This window comes from Kitasatospora sp. NPDC057198, from assembly GCF_042670125.1.
Taxonomy (GTDB): domain Bacteria; phylum Actinomycetota; class Actinomycetes; order Streptomycetales; family Streptomycetaceae; genus Kitasatospora.
In genome coordinates this window covers 15,861-34,472 of record NZ_JBHUWH010000025.1, presented here as the reverse complement: position 1 = coordinate 34,472, position 18,612 = coordinate 15,861, and the positions used below count along the sequence as shown (strand labels likewise).

General features: G+C 74.5%; 16 protein-coding genes. 13 read left to right on the top strand and 3 right to left on the bottom strand.

What is annotated here, in order from left to right:
- Nucleotides 1-201: 201 nt before the first annotated feature.
- A complete protein-coding gene (locus tag ACFUEL_RS05340) occupies nucleotides 202-768 on the bottom strand; it encodes a YbjN domain-containing protein (protein ID WP_380234656.1) in 567 nt (188 codons plus the stop codon).
- Between the two features lie 319 nt (nucleotides 769-1,087).
- Here ACFUEL_RS05340 and ACFUEL_RS05335 point away from each other — a divergent pair, with 319 nt between their 5' ends.
- Nucleotides 1,088-2,044 carry a hypothetical protein gene (locus tag ACFUEL_RS05335; protein ID WP_380234655.1) on the top strand — a complete coding sequence of 319 codons (957 nt, stop codon included), beginning with the start codon at nucleotides 1,088-1,090 and terminating at the stop codon, nucleotides 2,042-2,044.
- A 76-nt stretch (nucleotides 2,045-2,120) separates the two neighbouring features.
- On the opposite strand, the gene clpB is transcribed toward ACFUEL_RS05335, so the two are convergent.
- Nucleotides 2,121-4,739, bottom strand: a complete 2,619-nt coding sequence (gene clpB, locus ACFUEL_RS05330; protein WP_380234654.1) for an ATP-dependent chaperone ClpB — start codon at nucleotides 4,737-4,739, stop codon at nucleotides 2,121-2,123.
- Nucleotides 4,740-4,840: 101 nt separating this feature from the next.
- The gene (locus ACFUEL_RS05325) at nucleotides 4,841-5,770 is read right to left on the bottom strand and encodes a LysR family transcriptional regulator (protein ID WP_380234653.1); all 930 of its coding nucleotides are present in this window, start codon (nucleotides 5,768-5,770) and stop codon (nucleotides 4,841-4,843) included.
- A gap of 70 nt (nucleotides 5,771-5,840) precedes the next feature.
- Here ACFUEL_RS05325 and ACFUEL_RS05320 point away from each other — a divergent pair, with 70 nt between their 5' ends.
- The 12 genes from ACFUEL_RS05320 to ACFUEL_RS05265 all read left to right on the top strand — a co-directional run bounded on the left by ACFUEL_RS05320 (nucleotide 5,841) and on the right by ACFUEL_RS05265 (nucleotide 18,611).
- The gene (locus tag ACFUEL_RS05320; RefSeq protein ID WP_380234652.1) at nucleotides 5,841-6,956 is read left to right on the top strand and encodes a C4-dicarboxylate ABC transporter; all 1,116 of its coding nucleotides are present in this window, start codon (nucleotides 5,841-5,843) and stop codon (nucleotides 6,954-6,956) included.
- Between the two features lie 758 nt (nucleotides 6,957-7,714).
- Entirely contained in the window at nucleotides 7,715-8,848 is a 1,134-nt protein-coding gene (locus ACFUEL_RS05315) for a LuxR family transcriptional regulator (RefSeq protein ID WP_380234651.1), read from the top strand.
- Nucleotides 8,841-10,013, top strand: a complete 1,173-nt coding sequence (locus tag ACFUEL_RS05310) for a LuxR C-terminal-related transcriptional regulator (RefSeq protein ID WP_380234650.1) — start codon at nucleotides 8,841-8,843, stop codon at nucleotides 10,011-10,013. The genes ACFUEL_RS05315 and ACFUEL_RS05310 overlap by 8 nt, the downstream gene beginning before the upstream one ends.
- Nucleotides 10,006-11,019, top strand: a complete 1,014-nt coding sequence (locus ACFUEL_RS05305) for a LuxR C-terminal-related transcriptional regulator (protein WP_380234649.1) — start codon at nucleotides 10,006-10,008, stop codon at nucleotides 11,017-11,019. The genes ACFUEL_RS05310 and ACFUEL_RS05305 overlap by 8 nt, the downstream gene beginning before the upstream one ends.
- The gene (locus tag ACFUEL_RS05300; protein ID WP_380234648.1) at nucleotides 11,012-11,965 is read left to right on the top strand and encodes a LuxR C-terminal-related transcriptional regulator; all 954 of its coding nucleotides are present in this window, start codon (nucleotides 11,012-11,014) and stop codon (nucleotides 11,963-11,965) included. Before ACFUEL_RS05305 ends, ACFUEL_RS05300 begins: the two co-directional genes overlap by 8 nt.
- Complete coding sequence (locus ACFUEL_RS05295) at nucleotides 11,958-12,914, top strand: LuxR C-terminal-related transcriptional regulator (protein WP_380234647.1); 957 nt, start codon at nucleotides 11,958-11,960, stop codon at nucleotides 12,912-12,914. Before ACFUEL_RS05300 ends, ACFUEL_RS05295 begins: the two co-directional genes overlap by 8 nt.
- On the top strand, nucleotides 12,907-13,860 hold the full coding sequence (locus ACFUEL_RS05290) for a LuxR C-terminal-related transcriptional regulator (RefSeq protein ID WP_380234646.1): 954 nt from the start codon (nucleotides 12,907-12,909) through the stop codon (nucleotides 13,858-13,860). Before ACFUEL_RS05295 ends, ACFUEL_RS05290 begins: the two co-directional genes overlap by 8 nt.
- On the top strand, nucleotides 13,857-14,807 hold the full coding sequence (locus tag ACFUEL_RS05285; protein WP_380234645.1) for a LuxR C-terminal-related transcriptional regulator: 951 nt from the start codon (nucleotides 13,857-13,859) through the stop codon (nucleotides 14,805-14,807). Before ACFUEL_RS05290 ends, ACFUEL_RS05285 begins: the two co-directional genes overlap by 4 nt.
- Nucleotide 14,808: 1 nt before the next feature.
- Entirely contained in the window at nucleotides 14,809-15,759 is a 951-nt protein-coding gene (locus ACFUEL_RS05280) for a LuxR C-terminal-related transcriptional regulator (RefSeq protein WP_380234644.1), read from the top strand.
- A 1-nt stretch (nucleotide 15,760) separates the two neighbouring features.
- A complete protein-coding gene (locus tag ACFUEL_RS05275; protein ID WP_380234643.1) occupies nucleotides 15,761-16,714 on the top strand; it encodes a LuxR family transcriptional regulator in 954 nt (317 codons plus the stop codon).
- Nucleotides 16,711-17,661, top strand: a complete 951-nt coding sequence (locus ACFUEL_RS05270; RefSeq protein WP_380234642.1) for a LuxR C-terminal-related transcriptional regulator — start codon at nucleotides 16,711-16,713, stop codon at nucleotides 17,659-17,661. Before ACFUEL_RS05275 ends, ACFUEL_RS05270 begins: the two co-directional genes overlap by 4 nt.
- Nucleotides 17,658-18,611 (top strand): LuxR C-terminal-related transcriptional regulator, encoded by a 954-nt coding sequence (locus tag ACFUEL_RS05265; RefSeq protein ID WP_380234641.1) that lies wholly within the window; start codon nucleotides 17,658-17,660, stop codon nucleotides 18,609-18,611. Before ACFUEL_RS05270 ends, ACFUEL_RS05265 begins: the two co-directional genes overlap by 4 nt.
- The last annotated feature ends 1 nt before the right edge of the window (nucleotide 18,612 follow it).

Below are 18,612 nucleotides of genomic sequence, written 5' to 3'. Positions count from 1 at the left end.
TGCCCCGGGCCCGCTGCACCGGCTGACCGCCGGGCCGGCCCGCTGCACCGGCTGACCGCCGCACCGGGAGCCGCGTCCGGGTGCGGAAGCCGGATGCGGCGCAGGCCGGACGCGGCGGAGGCCGGACGCGAAAGCCGGACGGGCCCGCTCCCTGCGCGACACGCAGGGGGCGGGCCCGTCCGGGCTGTCGTGGGGGAGGGCTCAGACCTCGTCGGCCGGGCCGTCCTCGCCGTCGGCGGCCGGCTCGCCGTCCGCGGCCTTGTCGCCGCCGAGCTGCTCGACCATCCACTGCTCGAAGCCGACCGCGGCCTGCGTCCAGTTGGCGGTGGTGCCGACGAAGTACTCCAGGTTGACGCCGTTGCCGACGATCATCTGGGACTCACCGATCAGCCGGACCACGCCGTCGTCGTGGGTGTGGGTGTAGACCTTGGGCCACAGGGTCTCGCGGTTCCACTCGTCGATCAGCGCGAGGATCTCGGGCTTCTGCTCCAGCGTGAACGGGCGGTCGTAGAACGCCCGGACCGCGAACAGCTCCTTGTGGTCGCCGCGGAACATGTAGTAGACGCGGAAGTTCTCCCAGGGGGCGGTGAGGTCGCCCTCCTCGTCCACCACGTGCTTGAGCTGCATCTGGTCGAGCAGCTGGGCCACCAGGTTCTGGTCCGGGACGATCACCGGCGGCGGCCCGGCCGGCGCACCACCGGGCTGGCCGCCCCCCTGCGGCGGCTGCGGCAGGCCGAAGGACGGGATGGACGACGGGTCGATGCTCACGGGGGTGTCCCTTTCACGGTGCACGGTCGGCTGCCGATGGGGGGCCGCCTTTCCTGTCTCCATCCTGCCTCATTCGGGGCCCGCGGCACAGGGTGCACCTCGGTGCGTGATCATGTCCCTGCAAGCCGTGGCAGCCCGGCCCGGCCCGCCGCCCGCGCCGCCCGTCCGGGCCGGCCGCCGACCGTCGGCCCAGCGGGCCCGCGGGGTGCGGGAGTTGCACCGCCGGGGGCGGGCCGTTAGCGTCCGATCGGGTCGTCCGCGGGCCGCACCGGGGGGTGCGTCACCGGCCGCGGGGCGCCGCACGGCTTGGGGGGAGAACATGACGGTACGGGGTGGTTCCGGCACGCGCCGGCGCGCGGGCGCGGCACTCGCGGCGGCGGTCGCCGCACTGCTGTGCGCGGCCTGCTTCCCGGGCGGCGGCGGGGAGCCCGCCGGCCCCGACCTGCCGCGGCCCTCGATCGCGGCCTCGCCCCCGCCGCCGCCGAGCGTCCGGGCCGGGATGGCGGCCCTGCCGCTGGCCGCGTACGGGCCGAGCGAGGAGCTGGCGCAGCGCCGCTTCCAGGCCGTCCGGGTGCTCACCGCCCGGTGCATGCGGCAGGCCGGGTACACCTCCTACGACCCGGCGGACGGCTCCGCGGCGGCTTCCCCGGCGGCCGGCGCCACTGCGGGTGCGGGTGCGGGTGCCGCCGCCGCCACCGCCGGTGCCGGTGCCGCCGACGGATCGGACGGGGTCGCGGCGGGCGCGTTCGGCTACCTGGGGGAGCAGGCCGAGATCCGGGGCTTCCACACCGCCCGGACCGGGCAGGCCCGGCCCGGCCCGCCGGAGCTCTCCGAGGCGGAGCAGACCGCGAGCGACGACTGCGCGCGCCGGGGCCTGGAGCGGATCGCCGACGGCGGCTCGAAGGCCGCCGAGCTGTACCAGCGCCTGTACGGGGAGTCGCTGCGGGCCACCGCGGCGGACCCGCGGGTGGTGGCCGCCACCGCGGCCTGGAAGGACTGCATGGCCCGGTCCGGCGTCCCGGCCGAGGACCCGCAGTCGCTGGCGGCCCGCTACCAGGGCGCGGGGACGGCCGTCACGCCCCAGGAGCTGGCCGCGGCCCGCGCCGACCGGGACTGCACGGCCGGCACCGGCCTGGCGGGCGTCTGGTTCGCCGTGCTGGCGGGCTACCAGCGCGGCCAGCTCGACCGGCACGCCGGGGAACTGGAGCCGCTGAAGCAGGCGCACGCCGAGCAGGACCGCCGCTACGCCCGGATCATCGCCACCGGCGGGGAGTGAGGTCCCCGGCGGGGTGCCGGTCCGGGCGCGGCAGCGCGGCGGTCACTTTGCCGGCGAGGTCATTCCGCCGGCGAGGTCACTTCGCCAGTGAGGTGCGCGGCCCGACCGTCAGCCGGTCGGCGCCGACCTTGTGGTCGACCACGACCGTCTCGCCGTCGTGCACCCGGCCGGAGAGGATCTCCTTGGCCAGCTGGTCGCCGATCGCGGACTGCACCAGCCGGCGCAGCGGCCGGGCGCCGTACGCCGGGTCGTAGCCGGTGAGCGAGAGCCAGTCCCGGGCGGCCGGGGTGACGTCCAGGGTGAGCCGGCGCTCGTGCAGGCGGCGGGCCAGCGCGGCGACCTGGAGGTCGACGATCCGGCTGAGCTCCTCGGTGCCCAGCGGGTCGAACACCACGATGTCGTCCAGCCGGTTCAGGAACTCCGGCTTGAAGGACTTGCGCACCGTCTCCAGCACCAGTTCCTTCTTCCGCTCCTCCGGAGTGTTCGGGTCCACCAGGCTCGGTTCATTAAAAGCGTGGGAGCCGAGGTTGGAGGTGAGGATCAGGATCGCGTTGCGGAAGTCGACCGTGCGGCCCTGGCCGTCGGTGAGCCGGCCGTCGTCCAGCACCTGGAGCAGCACGTCGAACACCTCGGGGTGGGCCTTCTCCACCTCGTCCAGCAGGACGACGCTGTACGGGCGGCGGCGGACCGCCTCGGTGAGCTGGCCGCCCTCCTCGTAGCCGACGTACCCGGGCGGGGCGCCGACCAGGCGGGAGACCGAGTGCTTCTCGCCGTACTCGCTCATGTCGATCCGGACCATGGCGCGCTCGTCGTCGAAGAGGAAGTCCGCCAGGGCCTTCGCCAGCTCGGTCTTGCCGACGCCGGTCGGGCCGAGGAACAGGAACGAGCCGGTCGGCCGGTCCGGGTCGGCGATGCCGGAGCGGGTGCGGCGCACCGCGTCGGAGACGGCGCGGACGGCCTCGTGCTGGCCGATCAGGCGGCGGCCGAGCTCCTCCTCCATCCGCAGCAGCTTGGCGCTCTCGCCCTCCAGCAGCCGGCCGGCCGGGATGCCCGTCCAGGACGCGACCACGTCGGCCACGTCGTCCGGACCGACCTGCTCCTTGACCATGGTGGTGCTGGGCTCGTCCGCCGCGCGGTCCTGCGCCTCGGTCAACTCCCGCTCGGCGGCCGGGATCTCGGCGTACATCAGCTTGGAGGCGCGCTCGAAGTCGCCGTCGCGCTGGGCGCGGTCCAGGGCGCCGCGCAGGTCGTCGAGGCGCTCCTTGAGCTCGCCGACCCGGTTGAGCGACTTCTTCTCCTGCTCCCAGCGGGCGTTGAGGGTGCTCAGCTGCTCCTGCTTGTCCGCCAGGTCCCGCCGGAGCTTGCCGAGCCGCTCGACCGAGGCCGGGTCGGACTCCTTCTCCAGCGCCAGCTCCTCCATCCGCAGCCGGTCGACGGAGCGCTGCAGCTCGTCGATCTCCACCGGGGAGGAGTCGATCTCCATCCGTAGCCGGGACGCGGCCTCGTCGACCAGGTCGATCGCCTTGTCGGGCAGGAAGCGGGCGGTGATGTACCGGTTGGACAGCGTCGCCGCGGCGACCAGGGCGGCGTCGGTGATCTCCACCTTGTGGTGCGCCTCGTAGCGGCCCTTGAGGCCGCGCAGGATCGCGATGGTGTCCTCTACGGACGGCTCGCCGACCATCACCTGCTGGAAGCGGCGCTCCAGGGCCGGGTCCTTCTCGATCCGCTCGCGGTACTCGTCCAGCGTGGTGGCGCCGACCATCCGCAGCTCGCCGCGGGCCAGCATCGGCTTGAGCATGTTGCCCGCGTCCATCGCGGAGTCGCCGCCGGCGCCCGCGCCGACCATGGTGTGCAGCTCGTCGATGAAGGTGATCACCTGGCCGTCGGACGCCTTGATGTCGTTCAGGACGGCCTTCAGCCGCTCCTCGAACTCGCCGCGGAACTTCGCCCCCGCGACCATCGCCGCCAGGTCGAGCGAGACCAGGCGCTTGCCGCGCAGCGACTCCGGCACGTCACCCGCGACGATCCGCTGGGCCAGGCCCTCGACCACGGCGGTCTTGCCGACGCCGGGCTCGCCGATCAGCACCGGGTTGTTCTTGGTGCGCCGGGAGAGCACCTGCACCACCCGGCGGATCTCCTGGTCGCGGCCGATCACCGGGTCGAGCTTGCCGTCCCGGGCGGCCTGGGTGAGGTCCGACCCGTACTTCTCCAGGGCCTTGTAGGTGCCCTCCGGGTCCTTCGAGGTGACCCGGGCGCTGCCCCGGACCTCCTTGAACGCGGCCAGCAGCGTCTTGGCGGTGGCGCCCTGCTGCTTCAGCAGGTCGGCGACCTGCCCGCCCTCGGCGGCCAGGCCGACCAGCAGGTGCTCGGTGGAGACGTACTGGTCGTCCAGGTCGTCGGCGCGTCGGCCGGCCTCCTCCAGCACGGCCAGGGTGTCGCGCGCCAGGTTCGGCGCGGCGACCGTGGAGCCCTGGGCGGCGGGCAGGGCGGCGGCCTGCTGGCGGGCGGCGGCGGCGACCCGCCCGGCGTCCGCCCCGACGGCCTCCAGCAGCGGGCGGGCCAGGCCCTCCGGCTGGTCGAGCAGGGCCAGCAGGATGTGCACCGGCTTGACGTCCGGGTTCCCCGCGGCGCTGGCCTGCCGGATGGCGGAGGACAGGGCCTCCTGCGTCTTGCTGGTGAACTTACTGGCGTCCACTGCGGGCATACCCCTCTCGTCTCGGGACTGGTGCGAGTCTGCTGAGTACAGCATGCACTAAGTTGAGTCTATTCCGCTCAGGTTTTACGAAGGGTTTCCGCTCAGTTCCCCTGGGCGACCCGTCGCGGCACCGGCCCCCGGGTCAGCCCCAGCAGCTCCCGGGCCGGCCCGGCCGGGCGTTGGCCGGCCGGCCAGACCGCGCGCAGCGGGCGCTCCAGCTCCAGCCCGTCCAGCGGCACCGCGACCAGCCGGCGGGTGGCCAGCTCCTCGGTCACCGCCAGCTCGCTCAGGCAGACCGGGCCCGCGCCGGTCATCGCGGCCGCCTTCAGCGCCGTCGAGGAGGCCAGCTCCAGCCGGGGCGCGGCCGGGCCGCCGTACGGGGCGAGCGCCTCCTCCAGCACCTCCCGCGTCCCGGAGCCGACCTCGCGCAGCACCAGCGGGGTGGCGGCCAGCTCGGCACCGGTCACCGGGGTGCGGCGGCGGGCCCAGCGGTGCTCGGGGGAGACCACCACCACCAGCCGGTCGGCGGCCACCACCGCGCCGGACAGGCCGGGCGGGGTGGAGGTGCCCTCGACGAAGCCCAGGTCGGCCTCGCCCGCCAGCACCCGGGCGGCCACGTCGTGCGAGTTGGCGGTGCGCAGCGTCACGGCGGTGCCCGGACTGGCCTCGTTCAGGGCCAGCAGCCACCCCGGCATCAGGTACTCGGCGACGGTCAGGCTGGCCACCACCCGCAGCCGGGCGTCCCGGCGGCCGCGCAGCGCGTCGATCCCGGCGTCCAGCGCCTGCGCCGCCTCCACCACCTGCCGGGCCCACTCGACCACCAGCCGGCCCGCCTCGGTGGGCCGGGAGCCGCGCGGCGAGCGCTCCAGCAGCGGCACCCCGATCTGCCGCTCCATGCCCTTGATCCGGGCGCTCGCGGCGGGCTGGCTGACGCCCAGCTCGGCGGCGGCCCGCCCGACGCTGCCCAGCCGCGCCACGGCGAGCAGCAGCTCCAGGGCGCCGAGTTCCGGGACGTGCGGGGAGAGGGCCATAGACCCAGGCTATGTCCTCATAGCGGACGTCCCGCTACCGCCGTCCCGCCCGCGCGGGGACGGTGGTGCCATGGCAACCCTCCTCGCGCCGCGCACCACCCTGCGCGCCCTCGACCTGTCCCGGCTCGGCCCCAACTGGTACGCCACCGTGATGGGCACCGCGATCACCGGCAGCGCCGCCGCCGCGCTGCCGGTGCGCCTCCCCGGCCGGACGGCCTTCGCCGAGGCGGTCTGGACGCTCTCGCTGCTGATGCTCGCCGCCCTGCTGGCCGGCCGCGCCGTCCACCTGACCCGGCACCGCGCGCAGGCCCGGCGCACCCTGCTGGAGGACCCGTCCGCCGCCGTCTTCTACGGCTGCCCGCCGATGGCCCTGCTGGCCGTCGGCTACGGCGCGCTGACCGTCGGCGGCCCGCTGCTCGGCGGACGACCCGCCCTCGCGCTCGACGTCCTGCTGTGGACGACGGGCACCGCGTACGCCCTGCTGGTGGCCGCCGGGCTGCCCTACCTGATGATCACCCGGCACCGGCTGTCCGTGCTGGAGGCAAACCCGACCTGGCTGCTGCCGGTGGTCGCGCCGATGGTGTCCGCCGCGCTCGGCCCCGCGCTGATCCCGCACCTGCCCGAGGGGGCGGCCCGGCAGGCGATGCTGTACGGCTGCGTGGCGATGTTCGGCGCCAGCCTGCTCGCCACCCTGGCGCTGCTGCCGGTGGTGCTCGGCGGGCTGGTGCACGGCAAGCTGCCCGCGCTGGTGCTCACCCCGTCGCTGTTCCTGGTGCTCGGGCCGCTGGGCCAGTCCACCACCGCGGTGCAGAAGTTCGCCGACGCGGTGCCGCTCGCGCTCCCCGGCGGAGCGCTTCCCGGCGGCGGGCCGGGCGCGGTGGCGGTCGCCCGCGGCCTGGCCGAGGTGTACGGCGTCGCGGTGATGGGATTCGCCCTGCTCTGGCTGGCGGTGGCACTCGCCGCCAACCTGCGGGCCCTGCGTGCCGAAATGCCGTTCGCGATGACCTGGTGGGCGGCCACCTTCCCGATCGGAACGCTCGTCACCGGTGCGACCGGACTCGCCGGCCACACCGGATTCGGCGGATTCACCGGGCTCGCCGTCGCGCTCTACCTGCTGCTGCTCACCACCTGGGCGGTGGCCCTGGTGCGCACCGCGGCCGGACTGCGGGCGGGCCGCCTGCTGTGACCTGCGCGGATCCCGGACGGCCTGGCTCTCCGGCGGCGGTCCGGCGGCGGCCCCGGCGGCGGCCCCGGGGGCAGCCCGGAGAGGGTTCGGGGACGGTCCGGGGACGGTTCGCAGGACCCGGGAAGCGGCCCGGAGCGCGGATCGGCATTCGGTGCGGTCGATTCCGGATCGGGGGATCCGGCGGAGGATTGTGGAATTCCGGGCGCGGGCAGTGACATTCCGGGCCGCCGCGGCGCCACCGTCCCGCGCGTTCCCGCCGCCCCTTCCGAATGACTGTTCGGGAGAGGGGGGCAATGCCGGGGAAAGCGCGATTCCGGACGCCGCGGCGGGCTCTTTGATGCAGGTTCCTGCACTTGCGGGAACCTGCAGCCGGAGAGCACTTGTTCGGAGTTCGCCCCGCTGTGAGGGTGTAGTCACGCCAAGTCGTCCCGGGCCGCCGCAGCCCGAGCCGGCGACTTGCTCTTCGCGTGGGGGCGACAGGTGCGTTCGTATCTGCGCAACGGGGGGAAGAGCACCGGCCGGGACGCCACGTGTGGTGGTGGCTACCGGTACCGGATCGGTGAGGCGTTGCTGCTCCGCCTCACCGAAGCGCCGTGACGCTGGCGTGACACGAGCGGGTCCTCCGGGATCCGGGTGCCGATCGGCACCCGCCCCGGGGGACACGCCCGTAACCGCGGGGACGACTCCCGCCGTCGAGCCCGACGGCCCTGCTGGGATCATCATCCGCAAACGGAGGAAGACGGCAGGGAGTGCTCGACGTGGCAGCGGACCACCCGAAGTCCGAACCGGACCCCGTACCGTCCGCGACGGGCACCGTACCGTCCGCGGCGGGCACCGCACCGCCCCTGGCGGGCACCGTACTGTCCGGACCGGACGGCGGCCCGTGCGACCCGGGCTCCCGACCGTACGACCCGGACACCGGCCTGCCCGAGGAGGACGCCACCCGGCTCTACCTGGCCGTCCTCGCCGCCGGCGGCCGGATACCGTTCGACGCGCCGTCCGCGCTCGGCCCCGAACTCACCCCCGAACGCCAACACGCCCTGCTGGAACAGCTGGTGGCGATCGGCCTGGTGCTGCCCAACCCGATCGACCACTGCTACGTCGCGGTCAGCCCGCGCGCCGTCGCCGAACGCCTCGGCGCCGACCTGCGCTCCCGCGCCACCCGGCTGCTGCTGGACGCCAACCGGCTGCCCGACGCCCTCGACCCGCTCGCCCGCGCCTACGACGCCGTCCCCCGGCCCGCCGACCGGACCGCACGGGCCGTCTACGTCGACGGCCAGGAGGACATCCGGCTGCGGATCGCCCAACTGGTCTCCGACTGCCGCCTCGAACTGCTCAGCGCCCAGCCCGGCCTGCGCCCGCCCGCCGTCCTCGAACTCGCCCACACCCAGGACCGGCGGATGCTCAGCCGGGGCGCCACCCTGCGCGCCCTCTACCAGCCCGTCGCGCTAACCGAGGAAAGCGCCGTCCGGCACGCCACCTCGATGTCCGGGCACGGGGCCCAACTGCGGATCCTGGACGAGCCGTTCCTCCGCCTGATCGTCATCGACCGGCGGATCGCCGTCATCCCCGCCACCGAGGACCACAACCGCGCCGCGTTCGTCGAGGACCCCGCCGCCATCGCCTACCTGGTCGCGGGCTTCGAACGCGACTGGGCCCGCGCCGAACAGGTCCACTGGCACCACCTCGACAACCGGACCCTCACCCGCACCATCACCGACCGGGTCGGCCGCCTGCTCGCCCAGGGCCTCACCCAACGCGCCGTCGCCACCCGCCTCGGCCTCTCCGAGCGCACCGTCGCCGGCCACATCTCCCGACTGCGCGACCTGTACGGCGCCGGCACCCTGTTCCAGCTCGGCTGGCTGATGAGAGGCGGCGGCGGGCATGGCTGACCCGACCCCCACGTACGCGGCCCCGGCCGCCTCCGCGGCGCCCGCCGCCACTGCGGCCCCTGCCGCCCCCGTGGCCCCCGCCGTTGTCGCGATCCCCGCCGCCACCGCGGCATCCGCGGCTCCCGCCCTTACCGCCGTTACCGCCATTACCGCGTTTTCCGGCGCGGAGTTCGCGCCCGGGAACAGGCCGATAGACGAACCGGCCTGGCGCCTCTACCTGGACGTCCTGGAAGCCGGCGGCCGGGTCGCCGCCGACGCCGTTCCCGGGGCCGTCCCCGCGACCGCCCCCGGTGCCACCGCCCCCGGCCGCGACCCGCTCGCCGAACTGCTGCGCACCGGCCTGCTGGTCTCCGACGGCCTGGACGGCTCCTACCTGGCCGTCAACCCCCGCTTCGTGGCCACCACCCTCGGCACCGAGATGAACGCCGAGGCCACCCGCCTGCTCAACCGGGCCGAGCGCCTGACCGCCGACCTCGACCCGCTGATCGCCGCCTACGACAGCGTGCCCCGCCCGTCCGAACCCGGCTCCGCCGACATCCAGGTCACCGGACGCGAGCACATCCGGCAGCGGATCGCCCAACTCGGCGCCGCCTGCCGGGAGGAGGCCCTGACCGCTCAGCCCGGCCAGGCGGAGCCCGCGGCGCTGGAACTGTCCCTGCGCCAGGAGCTCCCGCTGCTGCGCCGCGGCTGCCGGATCCTCACCCTTTACCAGCCCATCGCGCTCGCCGAGCCCGCCGCGATCCGCTACGCCGCCACCGTCACCGAGGCCGGCGGCGAGGTCCGGCTGCTCGACGAGCCCTTCCAGCGCACCCTGGTCTTCGACCGGGCCGCCGCCGTGGTGCCCGCCTCCGACGACCACAGCCGGGCCGCCGTGCTCTCCGACCCCGCCATCGTGGCGATGATCGTCGCCAACTTCGACCGCGACTGGGACCGGGCCGAACGCGTCTGCTGGGAGAGCCTGCTCGACGCCGCCCCCGCCCGGACCGCCGCCGACCGGATCGGCAGCCTGCTTGCCCAGGGCCTCACCCAGAAGGCCATCGCCACCCGCCTCGGCCTGTCCGAGCGCACGGTGGCCGGCCACATCTCCCGGCTGCGCGACCTGTACGGTGCCGAGACGCTGTTCCAACTCGGCTGGCTGATGCGGAAGGGCGAACGGGATGCCTGACCGCACCGCGCACCCGGCGCCCGCCGCCCACGCAGCCCAGGCCATGCCTGTCGCCCACGCCGCGCACGCTGCGCACGCCGCGCCGAGCGAGGCCGAGAAGGCGCTGTACCTGGCGGTGCTGCGGGCGGGCCGGGTCTCGCTGCGGGAGCTGATGGAGCAGGACGCCGCCTCGACCGTCCGGCTGCTGGAGCTCGGTCTGCTGAGCCAGTACGTCCACCAGGAGTGGGTGGTGGCCGTGAACCCGCGCGTCGCCACCTCGAAGCTGTCCGCCGCGCTGCGGGAGAACGCGGGCGACCTGCTGGCCCGGGCCGAGAGCTCGGGAACCGGCCTCGAAGCCCTGGCCGACTCGTACGAGGCGGCCCAGCGGCGCACCCGGATCGCCCATGTGTTCGGGCAGACCCAGATCCAGCAGCGGCTGCTGGAGATCGAGTCCGACCACTGGGACGAGGCGTTGGCCGCCCAACCCGGCCCGCGCGCCCCCGAGTTCCTGAGCGAGAACCCCCGGATCCGGGCCGCGCTGGCCCGCGGCGCGACGGCCGACGTCCTCTACCAGCCGACCGCCCGGCAGGCCCCGCACACCGCGGCCTACGCGGCCGCCTGCACCGACTGGGGCATGCGGTTCCGGGTGCTCGACGAGCCGTTCGCCCGGATGATGATCTTCGACCGCCGGGTCGCGGTGATCGCCACCACCGTGGACAACCGCAGCGGCGCCGCGTTCATCGAGGACCGCACGGTGGTCGAGCACCTGGTGCGGCTCTTTCTCCGGGACTGGGAGCGGGCCGTCCGCGTCCCGTGGTTCGACGTGGTCGGCCGGGAGCTTCCCGAAGTGTTGCGCCGGGTGGGCGAGTTGCTGGCCGCCGGGCTGACCCAGAAGGCGCTGGCCTCCCGCCTCGGCCTGTCCGAGCGGACGGTGGCCGGCCACATCGCCCGGCTGCGCGAGCGCTACGATGCCGAAACCCTGTTCCAGCTCGGCTGGTTGATGCGCGACGGCGGCTGCCGTGCCTGAACTCGCCCACACCACACCGAACGAGGACGACAAGGCGCTGTACCTCGCCGTCCTGCGGGCCGGCCAGGTCCCGCTGCGGGAGGTGACGGAACAGGACGCCGCCGCCACCGCCCGGCTGCTCGCGCTCGGCCTGCTGGTGCACTCCGAGGTGAACGACTGGGTGGTGGCCGTCAACCCGCGGACGGCCGGGGCCCGGCTGAGCGCCGCCCTGCGGGAGAGCGCCGGCGACCTGCTGGCCCGCGCCGAACGCACGGCCTCCGGGATGGACACACTGGCCGAGTCCTACGCCGTGGCCCGGCGTCGCAGCGATTCGGCCGCGCGGATCACCCACCTGACCTCGCTGGAGCAGATCCAGCAGCGCCTGCTGGCGGTCGAGGCCGAGTACCGCGAAGAGGCGCTGATCGCCCAGCCCGGCGAACGCCCCTCGTACGTGCACACCAACGACCGGGTCCGGAAGTCGCTCGGCGAAGGGGCCGCGATCGACATCCTGTACCAGCCGGTCGCCCGGCAGACCCCGCACACCGCCGCCTACGCGGCCGACGCCACCGGCTGGGGCATGCGGCTGCGCGTCCTTGACGAGCCGTTCGCCCGGATGATGATCTTCGACCGCCGGGTGGCGATCATCTCCACCGCCACCGCCAACGTCACCGCCGCCTTCATCGAGGATCCTGCCGTGGTCGACCACCTGGTCGGTGTCTTCCTCCGGGACTGGGAACGGGCCGTCCGCGTCCCGTGGTTCGACCAGGTCGGCCGGGAACTGCCCGAAGTGCTGTGCCGAGTGGGCGAGTTGCTCGCCGCCGGGCTGACCCAGAAAGCGGTGGCCTCCCGACTCGCCCTGTCCGAGCGGACGGTGGCCGCCCACATCGCCCGGCTGCGCGAGCGCTACGACGCCGAAACCCTGTTCCAGCTCGGCTGGTTGATGCGCGACGGCGGTCGGCATGCCTGAACTCGCCCACACCACACCGAACGAGGCCGACAAGGCGCTCTATCTCGCCGTCCTGCGGGCCGGCCGGGTCTCGCTGCGGGAGGTGATGGAGCAGGACGCCGCCGCCACCGCCCGGCTGCTGGAACTCCGGTTGCTGGTGCACTCCGAGGTGAACGGCTGGGTGGTGGCCGTCAACCCGCGGGCGGCCGGTCTCCAGCTCAGCGCCGACCTGCGGGGGAGGGCCGCCGGGCTGCTGGCCCGCGCCGACCGGGCGGCATCCGGGATGGACGCGCTGGCCGAGTCGTACGACAGTGCCCGGCGTCGCAGCGATCCGGCCGCGCGGATCACCCATCTGACCTCGCTGGAGCAGATCCAGCAGCGCCTGCTGGCGGTCGAGGCCGAGTACCGCGAGGAAGGACTGGCCGCCCAGCCCGGGGAGCGGCCGCCCGAGTACCTGGACGACCACGCGCGGATGCGGCAGGCACTCGCCCGCGGCGTGACGGCCAGCGTCCTGTACCAGCCGGTCGCCCGGTGGACTCCGCACACCGCCGCCTACGCGGCCGAGGCCACCGGCTGGGGGGTGCGCTTCCGCGTCCTTGACGAGCCGTTCGCCCGGATGATGATCTTCGACCGCCGGGTGGCGATCATCTCGACCGCCACCGCCAACGTCACCGCCGCCTTCATCGAGGATCCTGCCGTGGTCGAGCACCTGGTGCGACTCTTCCTCCGGGACTGGGAGCGGGCCGTCCGCGTCCCGTGGTTCGACCAGGTCGGCCGGGAGCTGCCCGAAGTCCTGCGCCGGGTCGGCGAGTTGCTGGCCGCCGGCCTCACCCAGAAGGCCGTCGCCTCCCGCCTCGGCCTGTCCGAGCGGACGGTGGCCGCCCACATCGCCCGGCTGCGCGAGCGCTACGACGCCGAAACCCTGTTCCAGCTCGGTTGGTTGATGCGCGACGGCGGTCGGCATGCCTGAACTCGCCCACACCACACCGAACGAGGACGACAAGGCGCTCTACCTCGCCGTCCTGCGGGCCGGCGGCCGGGTCTCGGCCCGGGAGGCGGCCGAGCAGGACGCCGCCGCCACCGCCCGGCTGCTCGCGCTCGGCCTGCTGGTGCACCACGACGAGAGCGAGCAGCTCACCGCCGTCAACCCGCGCACCGTCAGCGGCCGGCTGAGCCGGGAGCTGCGCGAGGCCGGAACCCGGCTGTTCGAGCAGGCCGAGCACGTCCCCGCCGGACTCGACCACCTCACCGACGCGTACGACAGCGCCGCCCGGCGCGAGGACCACGGGCAGCAGATCACCCACGTGCTGGACGTGGACCGGATCCGGCACCGCCTGCTCCAGATCGAGGCGGACTTCCGCGAGGAGGTGCTGGCAGCCCAGCCCGGCCGGCGCCCGTCGGTGTACCTGGAGAAGAGCGCCCGCACCGAGAAGGCGCTGGCGGCCGGCGCCCGGATGGACATCCTCTACCAGCCCGTCAGCGGCTCCGACCCGGCCGTGGTCGACTACGCGGTGCGGGCCACCGGCTGGGGCATGCGGCTGCGCGTCCTTGACGAGGACTTCGCCCGGATGCTGGTCTTCGACCGCAAGGTGGCGATCATCTCCACGGCCGCCGACAACCGCACCGCCGCCTTCATCGAGGACCCGGCCGTGGTGGACCACCTGGTAGGCGTCTTCCGCCGCGACTGGGAGCGCGCCGAACGCGTCCCCTGGCACGACCGTGCGGGCGACGGCGTCCCCCCGGTCGTCGAACGGATCGGCCGGCTGCTCACCACCGGCCTCACCCAGAAGGCGATCGCCTCCCGCCTCGGCCTGTCCGAACGCACGGTGGCCGAACACATCGCCCGGCTGCGCGAGCGCTACGACGCGGCCACCCTGTTCCAGCTCGGCTGGCTGATGCGGGAGGGCGGCCGGTGAAGGGCCTACTGGACGACGGCGCCCGCCGGCTCTACCGCGAGATCGTCGCCAGGGGCGGCCGGGTGCCGTACCGCGAGGCGCTGGCGCGGGACCCGGACGCCACCCGCCGCCTGATCGACCTCGGCCTGCTGGTGCACCCCTTCGACACCGACGAGTCGCTGACGGCCGTCAGCCCGCGCGCGGTCGGCGCCCGGCTCAGCAGCGAACTGCGCACCGAGGCCGGCCGCAGGCTCGCCGAGGCGGAGCGGGCCCCCGCCCGGCTGGAGCCGCTGGTCCAGGCGTTCGACGCCCGCGGCAGGCGGGCCGACCGCACCACCGTCGTCCGGCACATCGACGGCATGGAGGAGATCCGGCACCGGCTGCAGCAGATCGAGTCGGAGGCCCGCGAGGAGATGCTGGCCCTGCAGCCCGGCGGCGCCCGCCCGCGGCAGTTCCTCCAGGAGTCGCTGGACCGCACGCGCGAACACCTGGCCGCCGGGATCGCCACCCGCACCGTCTACCAGCCCGGCGCCCTCGCCGACCCGCCCACCACCGCCTACGCGGCCGACGTCACCGACCTCGGCGAGCGCATCCGCGTCCTGGACGAGCCGTTCACCCGGCTGCTGGTCTTCGACCGCAAGGTGGCGGTCGTCCCGGCCGCCACCGACAACACCAGCGCCGCGTTCGTCGAGGACCCGGTGCTCGTCGCCCTGCTGGTCGAGCGCTTCGAACGCGACTGGGCGCGGGCCACCGTCGTGGACTGGCACGCTCGGGCGGGCCGCCCACGGGAAACGGGCGTGCCGCCCGAACTCACCGACCTCCTGGCAGCCGGTCTGACCCAGAAGGCGATCGCCTCCCGCCTCGGCCTCTCCGAACGCACGGTGGCCGCCCACATCGCCCGGCTGCGCGAGCAGCACGGCGCCGAAACCCTGTTCCAGCTCGGCTGGTTGATGCGCGGAGGAGCCTGAGGTGACGATCCGGCTGCCGAACGAGACCGAGCGCGCCCTCTACCGCGAGATCCTCGCCCAGGGCGGCCGGGTGATGTTCCGCGAGGCGATGCAGCAGGACCCGGAGGCCGTCCTCGGGCTGATCGACCTCGGCCTGCTCGTCCACCACGACACCGACGAGTCGCTGACCGCCGTCAACCCGCGCGCGGTCGGTGCCCGGCTGAGCACCGAGCTGCGCGGTGCCGCGACCCGGAAACTGGTGCAGGCCGAGCGGGCCGCCGAACAGCTGGACGACCTGTCGCAGGCGTACGACAGCACCCCGCAGCGGGTCGACCGGCGCAGCGAGGTGCAGCACGTCGCGACCGGCCAGCAGATCCGGCACCGGATCATGCAGATTGAGGCCGAGATGCGCGAGGAGGCACTCGCCCTCCAGCCCGGCGGCGCCAGGCCCACCCCCTTCCTGCGGCAGTCCCTGGTCCGCGACCGCGCCTTCCTCACCGCCGGAGTCGCCCTGCGCACCGTCTACCAGCCGGGCGCGCTCACCCACCGCCCCACCGTCTCCTACGCGGCCTCCCTGACCGGCGCCGGCGAGCGCATCCGCGTCCTGGACGAGCCGTTCGTCCGGCTGCTGGTCTTCGACCGCAAGGTGGCGATCATCCCGGCCTCCGCCGATTACCGCAGCGCCGCGTTCGTCGAGGACCCGGTGCTCGTCGCCCTGCTGGTCGAGCGCTTCGAGCGCGACTGGGCGCGGGCCGCGATCGTGGACTGGCACGCGCTGGCCGGTCGTCCGCGCGAGAGCGGCGTCCCGCCCGAACTCACCGACCTGCTGGCGGCCGGTCTGACCCAGCGGGCGATCGCCTCCCGGCTGGGCCTGTCCGAGCGGACGGTGGCCGCGCACATCGCCCGGCTGCGCGAGCAGCACGGCGCCGAAACCCTGTTCCAGCTCGGCTGGTTGATGCGCGGAGGAGCCTGAGGTGACGATCCGGCTGCCGAACGAGACCGAGCGCGCCCTCTACCGCGAGATCCTCGCCCAGGGCGGCCGGGTGATGTTCCGCGAGGCGATGCAGCAGGACCCGGAGGCCGTCCTCGGGCTGATCGACCTCGGCCTGCTCGTCCGGCACGTCGCCGACGAATCGTTGACCGCCGTCAACCCGCGCGCGGTCGGTGCCCGGCTGAGCACCGAGCTGCGCGGTGCCGCGACCCGGAAACTGGTGCAGGCCGAGCGGGCCGCCGAACAGCTGGACGACCTGTCGCAGGCGTACGACAGCACCCCGCAGCGGGTCGACCGGCGCAGCGAGGTGCAGCACGTCGCGACCGGCCAGCAGATCCGGCACCGGATCATGCAGATTGAGGCCGAGATGCGCGAGGAGACGCTCGCCCTCCAGCCCGGCGGCGCCAGACCCACCCGCTTCATGCGGCAGGCCCTGGTCCGCGACCGCGCCTTCCTCGCCGCCGGGGTCGTCCTGCGCGCCGTCTACCAGCCCGGAGCCCTCATCCACCGCCCCACCGTCTCCTACGCGGCCTCCGTGACCAGGGTCGGCGAGCGCATCCGGGTCCTGGACGAGCCGTTCCGGAAGATGCTGATCTTCGACCGCAAGGTGGCGATCATCAGCGCCGCCCCCGACGACAGCAGCGCCGCGTTCGTCGAGGATCCGGCGGTGCTGACCACCCTGGTGGGCCTGTTCGAGCGCGACTGGGCGCGGGCCGCGATCGTGGACTGGCACGCGCTGGCCGGTCGTCCGCGCGAGAGCGGTGTCCCGTCGGAGCTGACCGACCTGCTGGCGGCCGGTCTGACCCAGAAGGCGATCGCCTCCCGGCTGGGCCTGTCCGAGCGCACGGTGGCCGCCCAGCTCGCCCGGCTGCGCGAGCACCACGGCGCCGAAACCCTCTTCCAGCTCGGCTGGTTGATGCGCGAGGAGGCCCGGTGACCGAACTGCTGGACGACGCCTCCCGCCGGCTCTACCGCGAAGTGCTCGCCCGGGGCGGCCGGGTGATGTTCCGCGAGGCGCTGGCGCAGGCCCCGGACGCCACCCGCCGCCTGGTCGGCCTCGGCCTGCTGGTGCACTTCGAGAGCGACGAGTCGCTGACCGCCGTCAACCCGCGCACGGTCGCCGCCCGGCTCAGCAGCGAACTGCGCACCGAAGCCGGCCGCAGGCTCGCCGAGGCGGAGCGGACCCCCGCCCAACTGGACGGCCTGGCCCAGGCGTTCGAGGCATCGGTGCGGCGGCCGGACCGCACCACCGTGGTCCGGCACGTCGACCGGATGGAGGAGATCAGGCACCGCGTCCTGCAGATCGAGTCCGAGGCGCACGAGGAGATCCTGGCGGCCCAGCCCGGCGGCGCCCGCCCGGTCGCCCGGATGGCGAAGACCCGGCAGCACAACGAGACCGCCCTGGCGGGCGGCGTCGAACTGCGCACCCTCTACCAGCCCGGCGCCACCACCGACCGCCCCACCGCCGCCTACGCGGCCGAACTCTCCGACCGGGGGCAGCGCTTCCGCGTCCTGGACGAGCCGTTCCGCCGGATGCTGGTCTTCGACCGCAAGGTGGCGGTCGTCCCGGCCGCCGACGACGACGCCAGCGCCGCGTTCGTCGAGGATCCGGTGCTCGTCGCCCTGCTGGTCGAGCGCTTCGAGCGCGACTGGGCGCGGGCCACCGTCGTGGACTGGCACGCGCTGGCCGGCCGCCCGCGTGAGAGCGGTGTCCCGCCGGAGCTGACCGACCTGCTGGCGGCCGGTCTGACCCAGCGGGCGATCGCGTCCCGCCTCGGTCTGTCCGAGCGGACGGTGGCGGCCCACCTGGCTCGGCTGCGCGAGCACCACGGCGCCGAAACCCTCTTCCAGCTCGGCTGGTTGATGCGGAAGGGAACCCGATGACCGCGCACCTGCCCAGTGAGTCCGAGCGCGTCCTGTACCGCGAGATCCTCGCCCAGGGCGGTGCGGTGGCCTTCGTGGAGGCGATGCAGCAGGACGCCGAGGCCACCCTCGGCCTGGTCCGCCTCGGCCTGCTGGTGCACATCACCCACGATGCCACCGTCGTCGCGGTCAACCCGCGTGCGGTGACCGACCGGCTCAGCGCGGGCCTGCGCGACCAGGCGGCCCTACGGCTGGCGCAGGCCGAACGCACCGCGACCCAACTGGGTGACCTGGCGCAGGCGTACGACGCCGCCCCGCGCCGCACCGAACCCGGACGGGTGGTGGAACGGCTGGTCGGCGACCGGCGGATCCGGCGCCGGATCATGCAGATCGAGGCCGAGATGCGCGAGGAGACGCTCGCCGCCCAGCCCGGCGGAGCCCGCCCGGTCGGCCAGATGGGCCAGGCGCTGGAACGCTCGCTGGGCTTCCTGGCCAACGGCGTCGAACTGCGCACCCTCTACCAGCCCGGCGCCACCACCGACCCGCCCACCGTGGACTACGTGGCGACCCTCGCCACGGCGGGCGAACGCTTCCGCGTCCTGGACGAGCCGTTCCAGCGGATGGTGGTCTTCGACCGCAAGGTGGCCGTACTGATCGACTCCGCCGACGAGCGCGCAGCCGTGTTCGTCGAGGATCCGGCGGTGCTGACCATCCTGGTGGGCCTGTTCGAGCGGGACTGGGCGCGGGCCGCGATCGTGGACTGGCAGGCGCTGGCCGGTCGTCCGCGCGAGAGCGGCGTCCCGCCGGAGCTGACCGACCTGCTCGCGGCCGGTCTGACCCAGCGGGCGATCGCCTCCCGCCTGGGCCTGTCCGAGCGCACGGTGGCCGCCCACCTGGCCCGGCTGCGCGAGCACCACGGCGCCGAAACCCTCTTCCAACTGGGCTGGCTGATGAGGGAAGGTACCCGGTGAC